The organism is Affinundibacterium baiyunense (genome assembly GCF_018139645.1).
Classification (GTDB): domain Bacteria; phylum Pseudomonadota; class Gammaproteobacteria; order Burkholderiales; family Burkholderiaceae_D; genus Undibacterium; species Undibacterium baiyunense.
On record NZ_JAGSPM010000009.1, the window covers coordinates 161604 to 176201 of the forward strand.

Here is a 14598-nt window from a genome sequence, read left to right on the forward strand (position 1 = left end):
GACAAGCCACAAAACCCGCTAGCAAATACCTACGATAAAACTACTGTAAGTGAGCTTTTTTTGCTACGATGCTGCGCTTGCCCAAGTGCTGGGTCGACTGAACTATTGACTGAATTTCTAACTTATTATGATGCGCGAAAAACTTTTCCTGAGTACGGTATTTCTCATTCTGTCACTAATGTCAGGACTTGCATGCGTTCCGCTATTTGGCGCCCTAATCGCAAATCAGCAACTAGCTAGCCAACTGGGCAGTGCGGTCATCATATTGCTCCCTGTCGTTAGCCTAAGTTTATTGTGGCAAGCGAAACCTGCTTCCAACTATGATTTGCGACGCTTAAGTTTCTTGTTCTGGGCCATATTTATCATGTTAGTCGGCATGAGCAATGTCATTTTATTGAAAGATCACAGCAACTCGAACAGCACCATACTCATGTTAGGTTTCGTTTGTGTCGCAATTAGCTTCCATGCGCGTTACAAAGGTAATAAACAAAAAGCAAAACAAACAACATCATAGTTACTCAGGCAAGTGCGCGCTGGACTTGCCTAAGAAATGTGAATCAAAAATGACGAAAAACCAATTTTCGTTGGCTTTACATTTGTCGTCGAAAGAGACAAATTTGATAAACATTCTTAATTTTTCTATTTCTTGCCCTCAGTAAAGAATTTTTTGGGCTATCATTTTCATTAGCATTCGTCATTTTTGTGAATGCATGATCTCCAATACACCCATGCGTTGTTACCGGAGCAGTTCAATGGAAATGAAGACCTTAGTCATTGACGATTCACAGATAAATGTGACTCTGCTTTGCCGCTTGCTTGAAAAAATCGAGCACTGTTCTTCGATGGGATTTTTAGCACCAGAAACTGCCTTAGAATGGTGCAAAGATCAGGTTCCCGATTTAGTCTTGGTCGACTACATGATGCCTGATATGAATGGTATAGAATTTATTCGTCACTTTCGTAACATCAAACACTGTGCCGATATCCCCGTCTTAATGATCACCGCAAACGATGAAGTAGCCTTGCGCTACGAAGCCTTGGAAGCTGGTGCAAATGATTTCCTAATCAAGCCTGTTGATAAAATCGAATTCCTCGCCCGCACCAAAAATATGCTGGCACTAAGACGTAATCAACGTTTCTTAGAAGACCGTGCAACTTGGTTAGCAACCGAAGTACAGAAAGCGACTTTAGAAATTCGCGCACGCGAACAAGAGACGATACTACGTTTATGTAAAGCCGCTGATTCACGTGACCCCGAGACTGGCGCTCATATCGTGCGCATGGCAAATTATTCCTGCCTGATTGCGAAACGACTTCAATTGCCAGAATCAGTGCAGGAAATGATTTTAGAAGCTGCTCCTATGCACGATATTGGCAAAGTTGGCATTCCCGATCACATTCTTCTCAAGCCTGGAAAACTGACCGACGAAGAGTTTGCCATCATGAAAAATCATGCGCGCCTCGGTCATCAAATTTTGGCAGGTAGCGTCTCAGAAACTTTGCAAATGGGCGCAGAAATCGCGCTCTCTCATCACGAAAAATTTAATGGCAGTGGCTATCCACAAGGATTAAGCGGCAGTGATATTCCCTTATCAGCGCGCATAGTCGCGGTGGCCGATGTGTTTGATGCCTTAACCTCTGAACGTCCGTACAAGCGCGCTTGGGAAATTGAGCGTGCCGTCGATTTTCTGAAAGAAGGTAGCGGTTTGCATTTTGACCCGCAGTGTGTAGAAGCTTTCCTTGCAGACTTCTCCGAAGTGTTAGCAATTAAAGATCGTTATCAAGAAGATGAAGACGATATCAAAGTATTTGGCTCTTATTAATTTAGGGCGATCAATCTTTACTAGGCAAATCAGCAGCGCGACACCTCACCCATACTCGAACAGTAGGAGATGATAAATGGAAATCAAGCAAGTAGTCTTGAAAGATTTAGAAGCTGACTTAGCGCAATTAGATAAGCTAGAGAGTATCGATCCGCAATTGATTCTTGTGTTTGGTTATACTGGTCATTTTGCCTCGCCTTTACTGAATCAAGCACTGACTAGCTACTTTCCCAATGCGCACCGTGTTGGCTGTAGCACCGCAGGAGAAATTACCTCAACTGCGGTCCTATCACAAACGACTGTTGTAACCGCAGTTCATTTTGACTCAACTACATTAAAAGTAGCAACTGCGCGCATCGCTGGCATGGACAATTCGTTCGATGCAGGTAAAAACCTCGCGGCGCAATTACGAAGTGATGAACTACGTGCATTACTGGTTCTCGGGCAAGGCGTGAATATTAACGGCAGCGCGATGATCGAAGGTATCGTCAGTGAGTTAGGCGACTCCCTGCCGATCACAGGAGGTTTAGCCGCCGATGATGGCGCATTTGTAAAAACCTACACCTTATCCAATAATGGAGTATCGACATCCGAGATCGTCGGAATTGGATTTTCTGGTGAAAATTTACTGTTCTCAAATGGCAGCTATGGTGGCTGGAAAGCATTTGGTCCGACTCGCAAAGTCACTCGCAGCACAGGAAATATTCTGTATGAACTCGATGGTGAACCAGCACTCAACGTGTACAAGCGCTATCTAGGCGATTACGCAAAAGACCTACCTAGTTCTGGCCTACTATTTCCATTCGAAATGCTCAGCGACGCACGTGAGTCACTGGGACAGATTCGCACCATTTTGGGCGTAGATGAATCGAATGGAAGCTTGGTACTCGCCGGCGCGATTAATCCCGAAGGATTTCTACGACTCATGCATGCACACACCAATGACTTGGTCGATGGTGCAGAAACGGCGGCGGACGCCACCCTAGAAAAAATTCAAGCACATACTGACCCAGCCTTAGGATTATTAGTGAGTTGCGTTGGGCGTAAGCTCGTTATGGGTGGACGCGTCGATGAAGAGGTCGAAGCGGTGCAAGATATCTTGGGTGAGAACACCGTGCTATGCGGATTTTATTCAAATGGTGAAATCTGCCCCAGTTATCAATTAGCCGCCTGTAGCCTGCACAATCAAACGATGACAATCACTTATTTGACAGAGCGTGTTTAATGCCGAGCAAGCTCTCTTTACGCCAATACAAAAGACTACTTGGCATCCAGAATGAAACACAACTTGCTGCTATTCTGAACGAATTTGAGCAAGTAAGCAGTGCCACTGGATTAAGTCAAGAAGCGATTACGGCCTTAAAAGGGATGCGCCAGTATTTTGCGCAAGTCGATGAAGCTTACCAACAAGCTGATCGTGATTTGGCATTAGGAAAACGTAGCTTGGAGCTCAGTTCAGACGAACTGATGACAGCCAATCAAAACCTGCGCCAGGAATCAGAACTGCGTCAACAAGTGATGCAAACCTTACGTCAGACCACCAATGAAGTGCTGGCGCAACTGGGTAAGCATTTAGCCGATGAAGACAGTTTAGAAAATTTAAGTACCTTACTCGCGGGTCTAGTCGGAGAAATATTACAAACCCGAAGCGAACTACAAACCGCACTGGCCGCTATAGAAAACCAACAATTCGCCCTCGATCAACATGCGATTGTCAGCATCACCGATGCAAAAGGTGATCTGATTTATGCCAATGATAAGTTCTGTCAAATTAGCCATTATTCGCGCGAAGAGCTATTAGGTCAGAATCACCGCATCGTCAATTCACAACTACATAGCAAAGCCTTTTTTGCAGATATGTGGCAAACCATCAGCCAAGGAAAAGTATGGCATGGTGATATTCGCAATCGTGCGAAAAATGGTGGTTACTATTGGACTAGCGCAACCATCGTGCCATTCTTAGATGCGGATAAAGTACCGTATCAATTCATTTCGATCAGAACCGATATCACGCAAGAACGATTGTTAACTGACCAAATCGAATCAAGCAAACGTTTATTACAAAATGTGATGAATACGCTCGGCGAGGGGGTCTATACACTCGATGCGAATGGCAATTGCAATTTCGTGAATCCAGAAGCAGAAAAAATTCTTGGCTGGTCGCTTGCAGAATTACAAGGTAAGAATCTACACAATATTATTCATTCTCAACACATCAGTGGCAATCCGATTGAGCACCAAGACTGTCCGATTAGTCGGGCTGTCACGCGAGGCCAGGTCTATCGATCAGATCAAGAATATTTTCAACATCGATCTGGCATGCTGTTTCCAATTTCTATTGTCGCGTCTCCCATTTTGGAAGAAGGAAAAATTGTTGGCTCAGTAGCAGCATTTCAAGATATTACCGCGCGTCGTAACGCAGAAGCAGCACTACGCGAGAGCGAACACAAACAGCGTATGATTTTGGACAATGCCGCCGACGCGGTATTTGTTGCCGATAAAAGTGAACGCTGGATTTACGTCAATGATTTAGCATTAACGATGCTCAAGTTCAGGCGCGATGAATTAATCGGCTCGGATATTTACAATTTGTTGCCGGATTATTTCCGTGAAGCGGCACGACAAACGTTTATACAAAATCTGACAGCGCAACGTTTGATGCGGCAAGAAATTAAACTCCTAAAAAAAGATGGAAGCGAAGTTCCAGTTGAAATGAATGTCGCTCTGCTGCCTGACGGCAGCATCTACGGATCATGTCGCGACATCACCAGCAGAAAAGAATTTGAAGCCGCTTTGATTAAAGCCAAGGTCGGTGCGGAAGACGCCAGCAAAGCGAAAAGCGAATTCCTCGCCACCATGAGCCACGAAATTCGCACACCGATGAATGGCATCATTGGGATGACCGAACTTGCGCTCGATACTGATTTGAATCCACAACAGCGCGAATATCTTGAACTGGTCAAAGTTTCTTCGCACTCCTTACTTGAGATCATTAACGATATCTTAGATTTTTCAAAAATCGAATCCGGCAAAATCGTATTGGAGCACATAGAATTTCCGATCCGCGAACTGATCGCCACCATGTTAAAAGCATCGGCGGTACGTGCTGAGCAAAAAAACATTGAACTCGTCTATCAAATCGACCCAGAACTACCTGAAATTTTGATTGGTGATCCAGGCAAGCTGCGCCAAGTACTCAGTAATTTACTCGTCAATGCGATTAAATTTAGTCATCATGGCAGCATTACGATAGACGTCAACTTAGTCGAATTGCATGACAAGCACGCGCGTTTGCATTTCTCAGTAACTGATCAAGGTATTGGCATTGCGCAAGATAAACTTGAACATATTTTTCAACCGTTTAGTCAAGCTGATGCATCCACGACACGTAAATATGGCGGTACTGGATTAGGTTTATCAATCTCATCTAAATTAGTCAGCGCAATGAATGGCAAGCTTGAAGTCCAGAGTACCAAGGGACAAGGTAGCTGCTTCTATTTCTCTGCTGATTTTGCTTATAGTTTAGCGAATAGTAGCCCATTGCAAACCATGCATTTACAAGGCTTGAACGCACTCGTGGTTGATGATAATCCTATCAATCAAAAATACATCGGCGACACTTTACGTAACTGGCAAATGAACGTTGAAGTAGCGAGCAGCGCCGCAGATGCAATCAAGTTAATGCAACAACACACGCAAACCCAGCGTCAATTCAATTTGATTCTATTAGATGCTTGTATGCCAGAAATGGATGGCTTTGAATTAGCCAGACAGATTCAATCAAAACACTTGCTAGGTAACGCAAAAATGTTAATGCTGTCATCCGCAGCACTAACTGACGATGCTGCACAATGCAAAGCTGCTGGAATCGATGGCTACGTGCGTAAACCTATTAGCCAACAAGAATTACAAATCGCGATTGATGCCATCTTTCAAGGTGTGGCGACTGGCGCGATTCATTACATTAATCTTATCGCTGAAGATGCGCATACACAAGAATATCCGCTGCGTATTTTGGTGGCGGAGGATAATCCTATCAATCAAAAACTCGCCTGCAATTTATTACACAAGTGGGGTCACGTCACCGATGTGGCTGAGAATGGCATCGTCGCGCTAGAGAAATATCAAGAAAATTCGTATGATGCGATTTTGATGGATATGCAAATGCCAGAAATGGGAGGCATCGAGGCAACGCAACTCATCCGTAGCTTGGAGAAAAACGATCAACACATCCCTATCATCGCAATGACCGCCAATGCCATGCCTGGTGATCGCGAACGCTGCATCGACGCGGGAATGGATTACTATCTTTCTAAGCCGATTAAATCCGATAGTTTAAAAGATTTGCTGAATCTGGTCGCTGCAAGTCGCTCCTTGAGCAATGCGAATCTAGAACATGCTTCAGTGGCTCAGAATAAAGCCACAGGTTCCACCCAAGACTTATTCAATCATCAGTTCGACTTCGAGCTTGCACTAGTTGACGCAGACGAAGAAATTTTGCAAATCATCACGCCGATGTTCATCGAAGGTTGCGATAAGCAAGTCGATGAAATACGTGTGGCGATCACGTCCGGCGACACCGAACTGCTGCACAGAAGTGCGCACACATTTAAAGGCTTAGTTGGCAATTTCAATGCAAAGCCAATTGAACAACTTGCGAAAGCAATCGAACTGAAAGCGAAAGCGCAAGACTTATCCGAAATCGAAAGCTTGTTCGCAGAGATGCTGACATTTATCGCTCCACTAAAAACTGCTTTGAAAAAATACCTAGAGAAAAATAGGAGTTCGGATTGACCAAGCGAGCAAGCAAGCGAATTTATCGGAATCGTCTTTGTTCGACCACATCCAACTAAAACTCTTGGGTAGAGGCACGGAAAAATTGGGATGGTGTCTCGCCAAAAGTTTTTTTAAACATGGCAGAAAAGGCCGATTGACTTGCATATCCAAGGTCTGCAGCCACCACCGATAGTGGCTTGCCGCTGACGATCAAAGGGGCCGCACGTGCCAAGCGCATTTGCTGGCGCCATAAACCAAAACTCATTTGCATCTCGTTCTGAAAAAGACGCGCCAAAGTTCTTTCGGAAGCACCAACCTGTTTTGATAATTCAGCCAAGCTGAGATTCGATGCAGGATTAGCGATCAGCAATTCACACAAACTACGCAAACGAGAATCGCGCGGCATTGGTACATTCAAGGGCAGTGGCGCTGCGTTCGCTAATTCGTCTAATAAACAAGCTGCCAGATGGCTTTCACGCAGCTGCTTTTGCGCACCATCATTCGCATCCTGACTTAACTCAATCGCCGTCAAAGTACGTACCAATTCCCGCATCAAACCAGAGACTTCTAACACCACACAATCATCACCACGGATCGGTGCCACCGAACAATCAACATAGATCGCTCTTAGCTGGGCACGTTCAAGTGTGCGTACTTCATGTTGAATAAATGGGGGAATCCAAATCGCTCGCAGTGGCGGCACAAACCATGTTTGATGATTGGCATTCACTTGTACCGCGCCATCCAGCGCATAAGTTACCTGACCCCAGGCATGCTGATGCGCGCGCAATAATTCGTCAGCGTCCAAATTGCGCGCAACCACGCGTACTGGGCGCGACGGGGTGGGCGATAAGCTCACGGGAGGTGAACCGGTGTGTGTCAATGGAGATTGAGACATAAACAAGCTTTCAAAACGAAAGGGACGTATGGAATCACATGTCAAAACTTAGTTTGGCAATTATTCGATAAATTATGACTGTTTATCTTAAAACAGACGACCACTTTTTCCTTACACTGTAGGAACATTGGTAGTGCTTTATCTGCCATTTGCTACCAGATTAATAAGGTTCGATAGAGAGTTGCCGTTATGACTAGCATTACTTCCACCCACGATCACCCGCTTCCTACACCGAATAGCTTTAAACAAGATGCACTCGTCATCAGTTTGGTCGGGTTGGCGCATGGCATTTCCCATTTCTTTCACATGATTTTGGCGCCCTTGTTTCCGTGGTTAAAAGAAGCTTTTGCACTATCGTATGCGGAACTAGGATTATTAATGAGTGCCTTCTTTGTTGTTTCTGGCATAGGACAAGCCTTGGCAGGTTTCGTGGTCGACAAAATAGGTGCTCGCGCTGTCTTATTTTTTGGTATCGCTTGCTTGGCACTGTCTGCTCTGGCGCTCGCACTAGCACCGAATTACTTGGTATTGATGCTGGGATCGATGCTCGCGGGCTTGGGCAATAGCGTATTTCATCCCGCCGACTACACCATCCTGAATAAACGTGTAACAACCCAACGCTTGAGTCATGCTTTTTCGGTACACGGAATTAGTGGCAATCTTGGCTGGGCAGCGGCACCGGTGTTTTTGGTAACAATCGCCAATCTAAGCAATTGGCGAATTGCCTTGTTTGCGGCATCGATACTACCTATCATTGTGTTAGCAATTTTATTCGTCTATCGCGATGTTCTGTTCACCGGCAACCGTCAAGAAACTAAACAATCTAAACCACAAGTTAAGCCGCAAACCCAAATCGCACAAGAAGACCAAAGCCTATTTCACTTCTTAAGCTTGCCAGCAGTTTGGATGTGCTTCTTATTCTTCTTTATGATTTCTATGGGGATTGGCGGCATACAGAGTTTTTCTCCTACTGCTTTGCGAGAAATTTATGGCATGTCTTTGGCATGGGCGACCGCCGGCTACACCGCTTACATGCTGACATCCGCGGTCGGCATGATTTGGGGTGGTTTTATTGCTGCGAAAACCACCGATCACGATAAAACAATTACCGTCGCCTTCTCTTTCTCTGCTTTTATCGCATTGTTACTCGCAAGTGGTTGGGTATCGGCCGGTATGGCCGTGATATTGATGGGCGCGGTTGGGCTGGGCGCTGGGATCGCAGGACCATCACGTGATTTACTGATTCGCGCCGCTTCTCCCAAAAATGCTACGGGACGCGTATATGGCGTGGTGTATTCCGGACTCGACATCGGTTTGGCGTTTTCTCCCGCCTTGTTTGGTGCGATTATGGATGCACATCATCCACAATGGGTATTCGCTTGTATCGCCTTATTTCAAGCTTTAGCGATCTTTACCGCGGTTGGTGTTGGTAGCAAAACCCGTCTTAGTAAAAAACAAATCGCCTAAAGAAAAGCAAACATAGATTTAAGAATACACACTTCGAAATGACTATCCTGCGCCTCAACAACAAGCTTGTTGCTGTCTAACAATAGTTCTGATGCGTTCTACCTGAAATGTATTCTATAAAGCTGCTCACGCGTGGTAGGATTTTGCCAGCATGATATGGGCAGCACGGCAGCAAAGCCGCACCCGCTCTCGTGGGCGCTTGTTTGCCATATCAACATCAGATCACGAAAACAAAGTGTATCGCCTCGCTTGACACCACGCCAACCTCGATTGGTCAGTGTGAGTTAGGCGTTTTGTTTTGGTCGCCATCATAACGAGAACATCAGGAGAACAGTATGTCAGGCTTTTTCAGCCAAATTCATCAAATCAGTGTGAGTAAACGATTGGGGGCACTGGTTATCGGTGCGATTCTCGGTATTTTTGCGCTCAGTTTGCTTGTGTTACAAAATGAGAAAAAAACGCTCTTCTCTATGCATCAAAGCAATGTCAAAAATGCAGTGGAGCTAGCAAACACCCTAGTTGAGCATTATCAAAAGCAAGTGACCGAAGGCAAAATGAACGAGGCAGATGCCAAGCAAGCTGCTTTAAATGCGGTCAAAAATATGCGTTTTGGTGATAACGGCTATCTTTGGATCAACGATACACATCCAAGAATGATCATGCATCCGATTTTGCCGAATCTGATCGGGCAAGATCTGTCAGACAAAAAAGATAGCAAAGGAAAAGTGCTATATGTCGAAATGCGTGACATCGCTAAAAGCAAAGGCGAAGGCTATCTCGGCTTTATGTGGCCCAAGCCAAATGGCACCACACCAGTAGAAAAATTAGCTTACTTCAAACTCAATGCGCAATGGTCATGGATTATCAGTACCGGTGTGTATATTGATGACATTGATTCAGCGCTGTATAAGAGTGCGATCCAAATGTTGATTACCGTGGGCGTACTGTCATTCTTATTGTTTTCACTTGGCTTCTTCATTTCACGTGGTTTGGTCAAACAACTTGGTTGCGAACCGCAGTATGCGGTGGATATTACCAGTGCAATTGCTGCTGGTGATTTAACTGTCCATATCGATTTGGATACCAATAATCAGACCAGCTTGTTGTATTCCATTTTCACCATGCGTAACAGCCTGCGTGACATTATTCGAGAAGTACGTAAAGGTACCGATTCGATTGCCACATCGTCGACCGAAATCGCCAGTGGCAATATGGATTTATCCGCGCGCACAGAAAGTCAATCAAGTTCATTGGAAGAAACTGCCGCTTCAATGATGGCATTAACCGACGCAGTAAAACTCAATTCTTCCCATGCACGTAACGCAAATCAAATGGCTGCGGCAGCATCCAGTGTAGCGGTCAAAGGCGGTACGGTTGTGAATGAAGTAATTAGCACCATGGGCGTGATTAATACCTCGTCTCAAAAGATTGTTGACATCATTTCCGTCATTGATGGCATCGCTTTCCAAACCAATATTCTGGCTTTGAATGCAGCGGTTGAAGCGGCACGTGCTGGCGAACAAGGACGCGGATTTGCAGTGGTCGCCTCCGAAGTACGCAGCTTAGCGCAACGCTCAGCTAGTGCCGCCAAAGAAATTAAGATCTTAATTGGCGACTCGGTTGATAGCGTGAAGTTGGGCACACAGTTGGTCGATCAAGCCGGTGAAACGATGAAAGAAATCGTCGAGAGTGTTGATCACGTAACCCAAATTATGGAAGAGATCACAAAAGCCTCAGACGAACAAGCGAGCGGCATTGAGCAGGTGAATGCGGCGATTCGTGAGATGGATGATGCCACCCAACAAAATGCCGCACTGGTAGAAGAAGCTGCTGCCGCTGCAGCCGCAATGCAAGAACAAGCCGCTGCCTTAACCCAAGTCGTGCATATGTTCAAAATGCGTGGTGACCCTGTGGTGACAGCCCAAGGCAACAAAGTAAAACGCGCACCACAATTACATTAGTACGCTAGCGTTTCTATCGTCAGCATCTACATCATGGCTTGATTCGATAAAGATTCAAGCCATTTTTTTATGCACAACAATTACACGCGTATCCACAAAACGAGAAACACCTTAGAAATATCACTAGCCCTCGTTTGATCACTTGCCTACAATGGCTGTGATCACTATTTGTCATCCATCCGGGAAAGGAATTGCATGAAAAATCCACTGCACTCACAGCGCTTATCAAACTTACTGCCCACTTTCACAGCCCTGTTCAGCGCATGCCTACTTTTGAATCCAGCGAATTGTTTGGCAAACGATGATTGGCGCGTGCTCGATCCTGCGAATACTTTATTAATTGAATCTAGCCAAGGCCGCATCATTATAGAAATGCGACCAGAAATGGCTCCGAAAGCGGTTGAGCGCATCAAATTACTTACTCGTGAAAAAATCTATGATGGTTTGCAATTCCATCGTGTGATTCCCAAATTTGTCGCACAAACTGGTAATCCCAATAATAAAGACGGTGGTGGAACCGCTTACCCTAACTTACCGCCAGAAATGATGTTCCGACTTGGCTACGGTGCAATCGAGAATATCGCCAGCCAAAGTAGCGATTCCGCTTCCGGCTTTTTAGGAAGTGTTCCGTTTCAATCATTGGCTCTCAGTGAAGCCAACAAAAACAATCAAATGCCGCTACGCTCCTGGGGCGCTCACTGCATGGGCAGTGCAGGCATGGGACGTAATGAGGCGCGAGATTCCGCTAACAGTGAACTCTATTTCATGCTGGATGCAACACGTCGCTTAGATCGAGATTACACCGTGTTTGGTCGTGTAGTGGTGGGGAACGACGTGCTACTCAAACTCGCGCATGGCGAACCTCCGGCACGACCAGACATCATGAAATCGGTACGCCTACTCGCAGATATCCCGGCTACAGAACGCCCTAAAGTCAGTATTGCTAGTGTGGCAGTGATGAAGCGGATTATCGAAAAGACGCGCCAAGAACGCGGCGCTGATTTTAGTATTTGCGATGTCAATATCCCTGCCAAAGTCGAATAGGAGCACAAATGAAATTTGCCATGCGAACTAGCGAGATCGTGCGCAACTATGCCAACATCCTTTACCTGATGGCTGGTATCACAGCGGGTTGCTTGCTAGGTTTCGTATTCGGCAATCGCGTTGAAAGCTTTAAATTTGTCGGTGATATTTTTCTCAATCTCTTATTCACGGCGATCATTCCCTTAGTGTTTTTTACGATCGCCTCGTCGATTGCGAATCTACAACGTGGTACACGATTAGGACAGCTATTTGGTATCGTCGCAGTCGTATTTCTCACTACCGTAATTCTATCGGCTGCTGTCATGATGTTAGTCATGTTGGCTTTTCCGATTGCGCAAGATGCCACTTTACGCAATATGGCGATGCAGGCGGCACTCGATAATCCTATCGCAGCTAGCACCAATACATCGGCCACCAATTTGGCACAGATACTGACTGTCAACGACTTTTCTGAATTGATGGCGCGTAAGAATATGCTGGCCTTGATTTTATTCTCGCTACTCGTTGGTTTTGCTACTTTACGCGCCGGTGAAAAAGGCAAAGCATTTGTCGATTTTCTCAATGCGGGCAATGAAGTCATGAAGCAATTATTGAGCTTAATAATGAAGATTGCACCGCTAGGTTTAGGTGCATATTTTGCCTATCAAGTTGGGGTGTTTGGACCACAACTCATCGGCGTTTATGTCCAACCTTTGGCCTTGTACTACCTTAGCTGCACCGCCTATTTTGCTATCTTTTTTAGCCTGTACGCCTACTTCGCTGCGGGCAAACTGGGAGTCAATATTTTTTGGAAAAATAATCTTACGCCAGCCCTCACCGCTATCGGTACTTGCAGCAGTATTGCGGCCATACCGGCAAACTTGCTTGCGGCAGAAAAAATGCAGGTGCCAGCTCACATACGTAACATCGTGATCCCACTCGGCGCACCTTTGCACAAAGATGGCTCTAGCATGTCGTCCATCATCAAATTAGCCGTCTTATTTGCGATGTTCGGCAAAGATTTCTCTGCACCAGAAATGCTGTTTGCCATCTTTGGCATTACGGTATTAGTGTCAATTGTCGCTGGCGGCATTCCTAACGGTGGCTATATTGGTGAAGTATTTGCGATCACCGCATTTGGATTCCCGATGGAACAAGCACTGCCAGTCGCAATGGTAATCGGTACACTGGTTGATCCGATTGCTACCTTGCTCAATGCAAATGGCGATTTGATCGCATCGATGATGGTGACTCGAATAGCAGAAGGCAAACATTGGCTTAGTTCTCGTTTATCTTCGCAAAAATAAAAAAGCTGTAGCACCTGATGCAAGATCACATACAGGTAGCTACAGCTTTTCAAACTACTTCTGAAAATTAGATTGGATGAATAAGCAGATGGATTAAGCAAATTAATTAAGCTCAACAATCACTCATAGCGTAATGCGTCAATCGGATCTAATTTCGCCGCCTTACTCGCTGGCATCACGCCAAAGACAATGCCGACACCTGCTGAAAATACGAAGGACAACAACACTGCCCACCACGGAACGACCGCATCGGGGAAGCCTGGAATCAATTTCGAAATGCCAAAGCCAAGCGCATAACCAAGCGCTAGCCCAATCAAGCCACCTAGTACCGATAAGGTCACCGCTTCAATCAAAAATTGCATCATGATGTCGCGACTACGTGCACCGATCGCTTTACAAATACCAATTTCACGGGTGCGTTCGGTAACAGAAACCAGCATGATATTCATGATGCCGATACCGCCTACCAATAAAGCGATACCAACAATCCCGCCCATCACCAAGGTCACCGTGGTCGTGATGTTATCCAAGCTTTTCGATAATTGATCTGATGAGGCAATCTCAAAATCATCAGGTGCATCGGCATCTAAACGATGTGCCTTGCGCATCACGGTTTTGATGCGTGGCTTAACGTCTTCTAACTGCGAAATATCTTTTAATGACACGGTCAGCTGCATGTTACGCATGCTTTGATTGTTCCCAATCAAACTACGTCCGGTGCGAAATGGAATGATCACATAATCGTCTTGCGACATACCAAATAACTCACCACGCTTTTCCATCACGCCGATGATTTTGAACCATTCATTGTTGAAACCAATGTACTGTCCAATTGGATTATCAGGCAAGTGCAAGGACTCAATCAATTTAGGACCAATCACCGCAACCCGACGCGCACCAGACTCGTCAGACGCACTTAAGAAGCGTCCCATGCTGGCAAACCGCTGTTGTACATCTTGATAGGTTGGCGTGGTTGCAATGACACGCGCTGGCGTATCTGTACTACCAAACCGTACTGTTGGCACCGACAACACAAACAAGGGGCTGACATCGGCAATCTCATCAATATGCGTACGCAGATGTTCGATATCTTCGAACCGCAAGGCATTAAATTTACCCTGCATCGCGTCCTTCATCGTGTTGTGCGCGGTGATCGTTAAAGAGTTGCCACCCAAACCTTCAAATTGCTTGGTGACGCTCTTCGACAAGCCTTGGATCAAAGAGATTACCGTGATCACAGAAGCAACACCGATGATGATCCCCAAGGAAGTGAGGAAACTGCGCATACGATGTGCGCGTATCGAGTTAAGCGCAGAGCGTACACTTTCAAGTAATAAAAACAT

Annotated in this window: 10 protein-coding genes; 8 read left to right on the plus strand and 2 right to left on the minus strand. The window is 45.6% G+C overall.

Annotated features, from left to right (window positions below; all coding sequences use genetic code 11):
• The first annotated feature begins 178 nt into the window (after positions 1-178).
• The 4 genes from KDM92_RS14850 to KDM92_RS14865 all read left to right on the plus strand — a co-directional run bounded on the left by KDM92_RS14850 (position 179) and on the right by KDM92_RS14865 (position 6617).
• Positions 179-514 carry a hypothetical protein gene (locus KDM92_RS14850; RefSeq protein ID WP_212685227.1) on the plus strand — a complete coding sequence of 112 codons (336 nt, stop codon included), beginning with the start codon at positions 179-181 and terminating at the stop codon, positions 512-514.
• Between the two features lie 238 nt (positions 515-752).
• Positions 753-1823 carry an HD domain-containing phosphohydrolase gene (locus KDM92_RS14855; protein ID WP_329603164.1) on the plus strand — a complete coding sequence of 357 codons (1071 nt, stop codon included), beginning with the start codon at positions 753-755 and terminating at the stop codon, positions 1821-1823.
• Between the two features lie 76 nt (positions 1824-1899).
• Positions 1900-3048 carry an FIST signal transduction protein gene (locus KDM92_RS14860; protein ID WP_212685228.1) on the plus strand — a complete coding sequence of 383 codons (1149 nt, stop codon included), beginning with the start codon at positions 1900-1902 and terminating at the stop codon, positions 3046-3048.
• A complete protein-coding gene (locus KDM92_RS14865) occupies positions 3048-6617 on the plus strand; it encodes a PAS domain-containing hybrid sensor histidine kinase/response regulator (RefSeq protein WP_212685229.1) in 3570 nt (1189 codons plus the stop codon). Before KDM92_RS14860 ends, KDM92_RS14865 begins: the two co-directional genes overlap by 1 nt.
• Before the next feature lie 55 nt (positions 6618-6672).
• Here the strand turns inward: KDM92_RS14865 and KDM92_RS14870 are convergent, their stop codons facing one another.
• The gene (locus tag KDM92_RS14870; RefSeq protein ID WP_212685230.1) at positions 6673-7497 is read right to left on the minus strand and encodes an AraC family transcriptional regulator; all 825 of its coding nucleotides are present in this window, start codon (positions 7495-7497) and stop codon (positions 6673-6675) included.
• 189 nt (positions 7498-7686) lie between these two features.
• Here KDM92_RS14870 and KDM92_RS14875 point away from each other — a divergent pair, with 189 nt between their 5' ends.
• From KDM92_RS14875 to KDM92_RS14890, 4 genes are all read left to right on the plus strand, one after another.
• Entirely contained in the window at positions 7687-8964 is a 1278-nt protein-coding gene (locus tag KDM92_RS14875; RefSeq protein ID WP_212685231.1) for an MFS transporter, read from the plus strand.
• Positions 8965-9299: 335 nt separating this feature from the next.
• Complete coding sequence (locus KDM92_RS18895) at positions 9300-10925, plus strand: methyl-accepting chemotaxis protein (protein WP_212685232.1); 1626 nt, start codon at positions 9300-9302, stop codon at positions 10923-10925.
• 195 nt (positions 10926-11120) lie between these two features.
• Positions 11121-11969, plus strand: a complete 849-nt coding sequence (locus KDM92_RS14885) for a peptidylprolyl isomerase (protein ID WP_212685233.1) — start codon at positions 11121-11123, stop codon at positions 11967-11969.
• Positions 11970-11977: 8 nt separating this feature from the next.
• Positions 11978-13255, plus strand: a complete 1278-nt coding sequence (locus tag KDM92_RS14890; protein ID WP_212685234.1) for a dicarboxylate/amino acid:cation symporter — start codon at positions 11978-11980, stop codon at positions 13253-13255.
• 119 nt (positions 13256-13374) lie between these two features.
• Here the strand turns inward: KDM92_RS14890 and KDM92_RS14895 are convergent, their stop codons facing one another.
• Positions 13375-14598, minus strand: coding sequence for an ABC transporter permease (locus tag KDM92_RS14895; RefSeq protein WP_189347008.1), 1224 nt, complete (start codon positions 14596-14598; stop codon positions 13375-13377).

Excerpts from the sequence above, each read along its gene's own strand:
- KDM92_RS14850 (WP_212685227.1), top strand. The coding sequence starts at position 179 with ATGTCAGGACTTGCATGCGTTCCGCTATTTGGCGCCCTAATCGCAAAT.
- KDM92_RS14855 (WP_329603164.1), top strand. The coding sequence starts at position 753 with ATGGAAATGAAGACCTTAGTCATTGACGATTCACAGATAAATGTGACT.
- KDM92_RS14860 (WP_212685228.1), top strand. The coding sequence starts at position 1,900 with ATGGAAATCAAGCAAGTAGTCTTGAAAGATTTAGAAGCTGACTTAGCG.
- KDM92_RS14865 (WP_212685229.1), top strand. The coding sequence starts at position 3,048 with ATGCCGAGCAAGCTCTCTTTACGCCAATACAAAAGACTACTTGGCATC.
- KDM92_RS14870 (WP_212685230.1), bottom strand. The coding sequence starts at position 7,497 with ATGTCTCAATCTCCATTGACACACACCGGTTCACCTCCCGTGAGCTTA.
- KDM92_RS14875 (WP_212685231.1), top strand. The coding sequence starts at position 7,687 with ATGACTAGCATTACTTCCACCCACGATCACCCGCTTCCTACACCGAAT.
- KDM92_RS18895 (WP_212685232.1), top strand. The coding sequence starts at position 9,300 with ATGTCAGGCTTTTTCAGCCAAATTCATCAAATCAGTGTGAGTAAACGA.
- KDM92_RS14885 (WP_212685233.1), top strand. The coding sequence starts at position 11,121 with ATGAAAAATCCACTGCACTCACAGCGCTTATCAAACTTACTGCCCACT.
- KDM92_RS14890 (WP_212685234.1), top strand. The coding sequence starts at position 11,978 with ATGAAATTTGCCATGCGAACTAGCGAGATCGTGCGCAACTATGCCAAC.
- KDM92_RS14895 (WP_189347008.1), bottom strand. The coding sequence starts at position 14,598 with ATGTTTTTATTACTTGAAAGTGTACGCTCTGCGCTTAACTCGATACGC.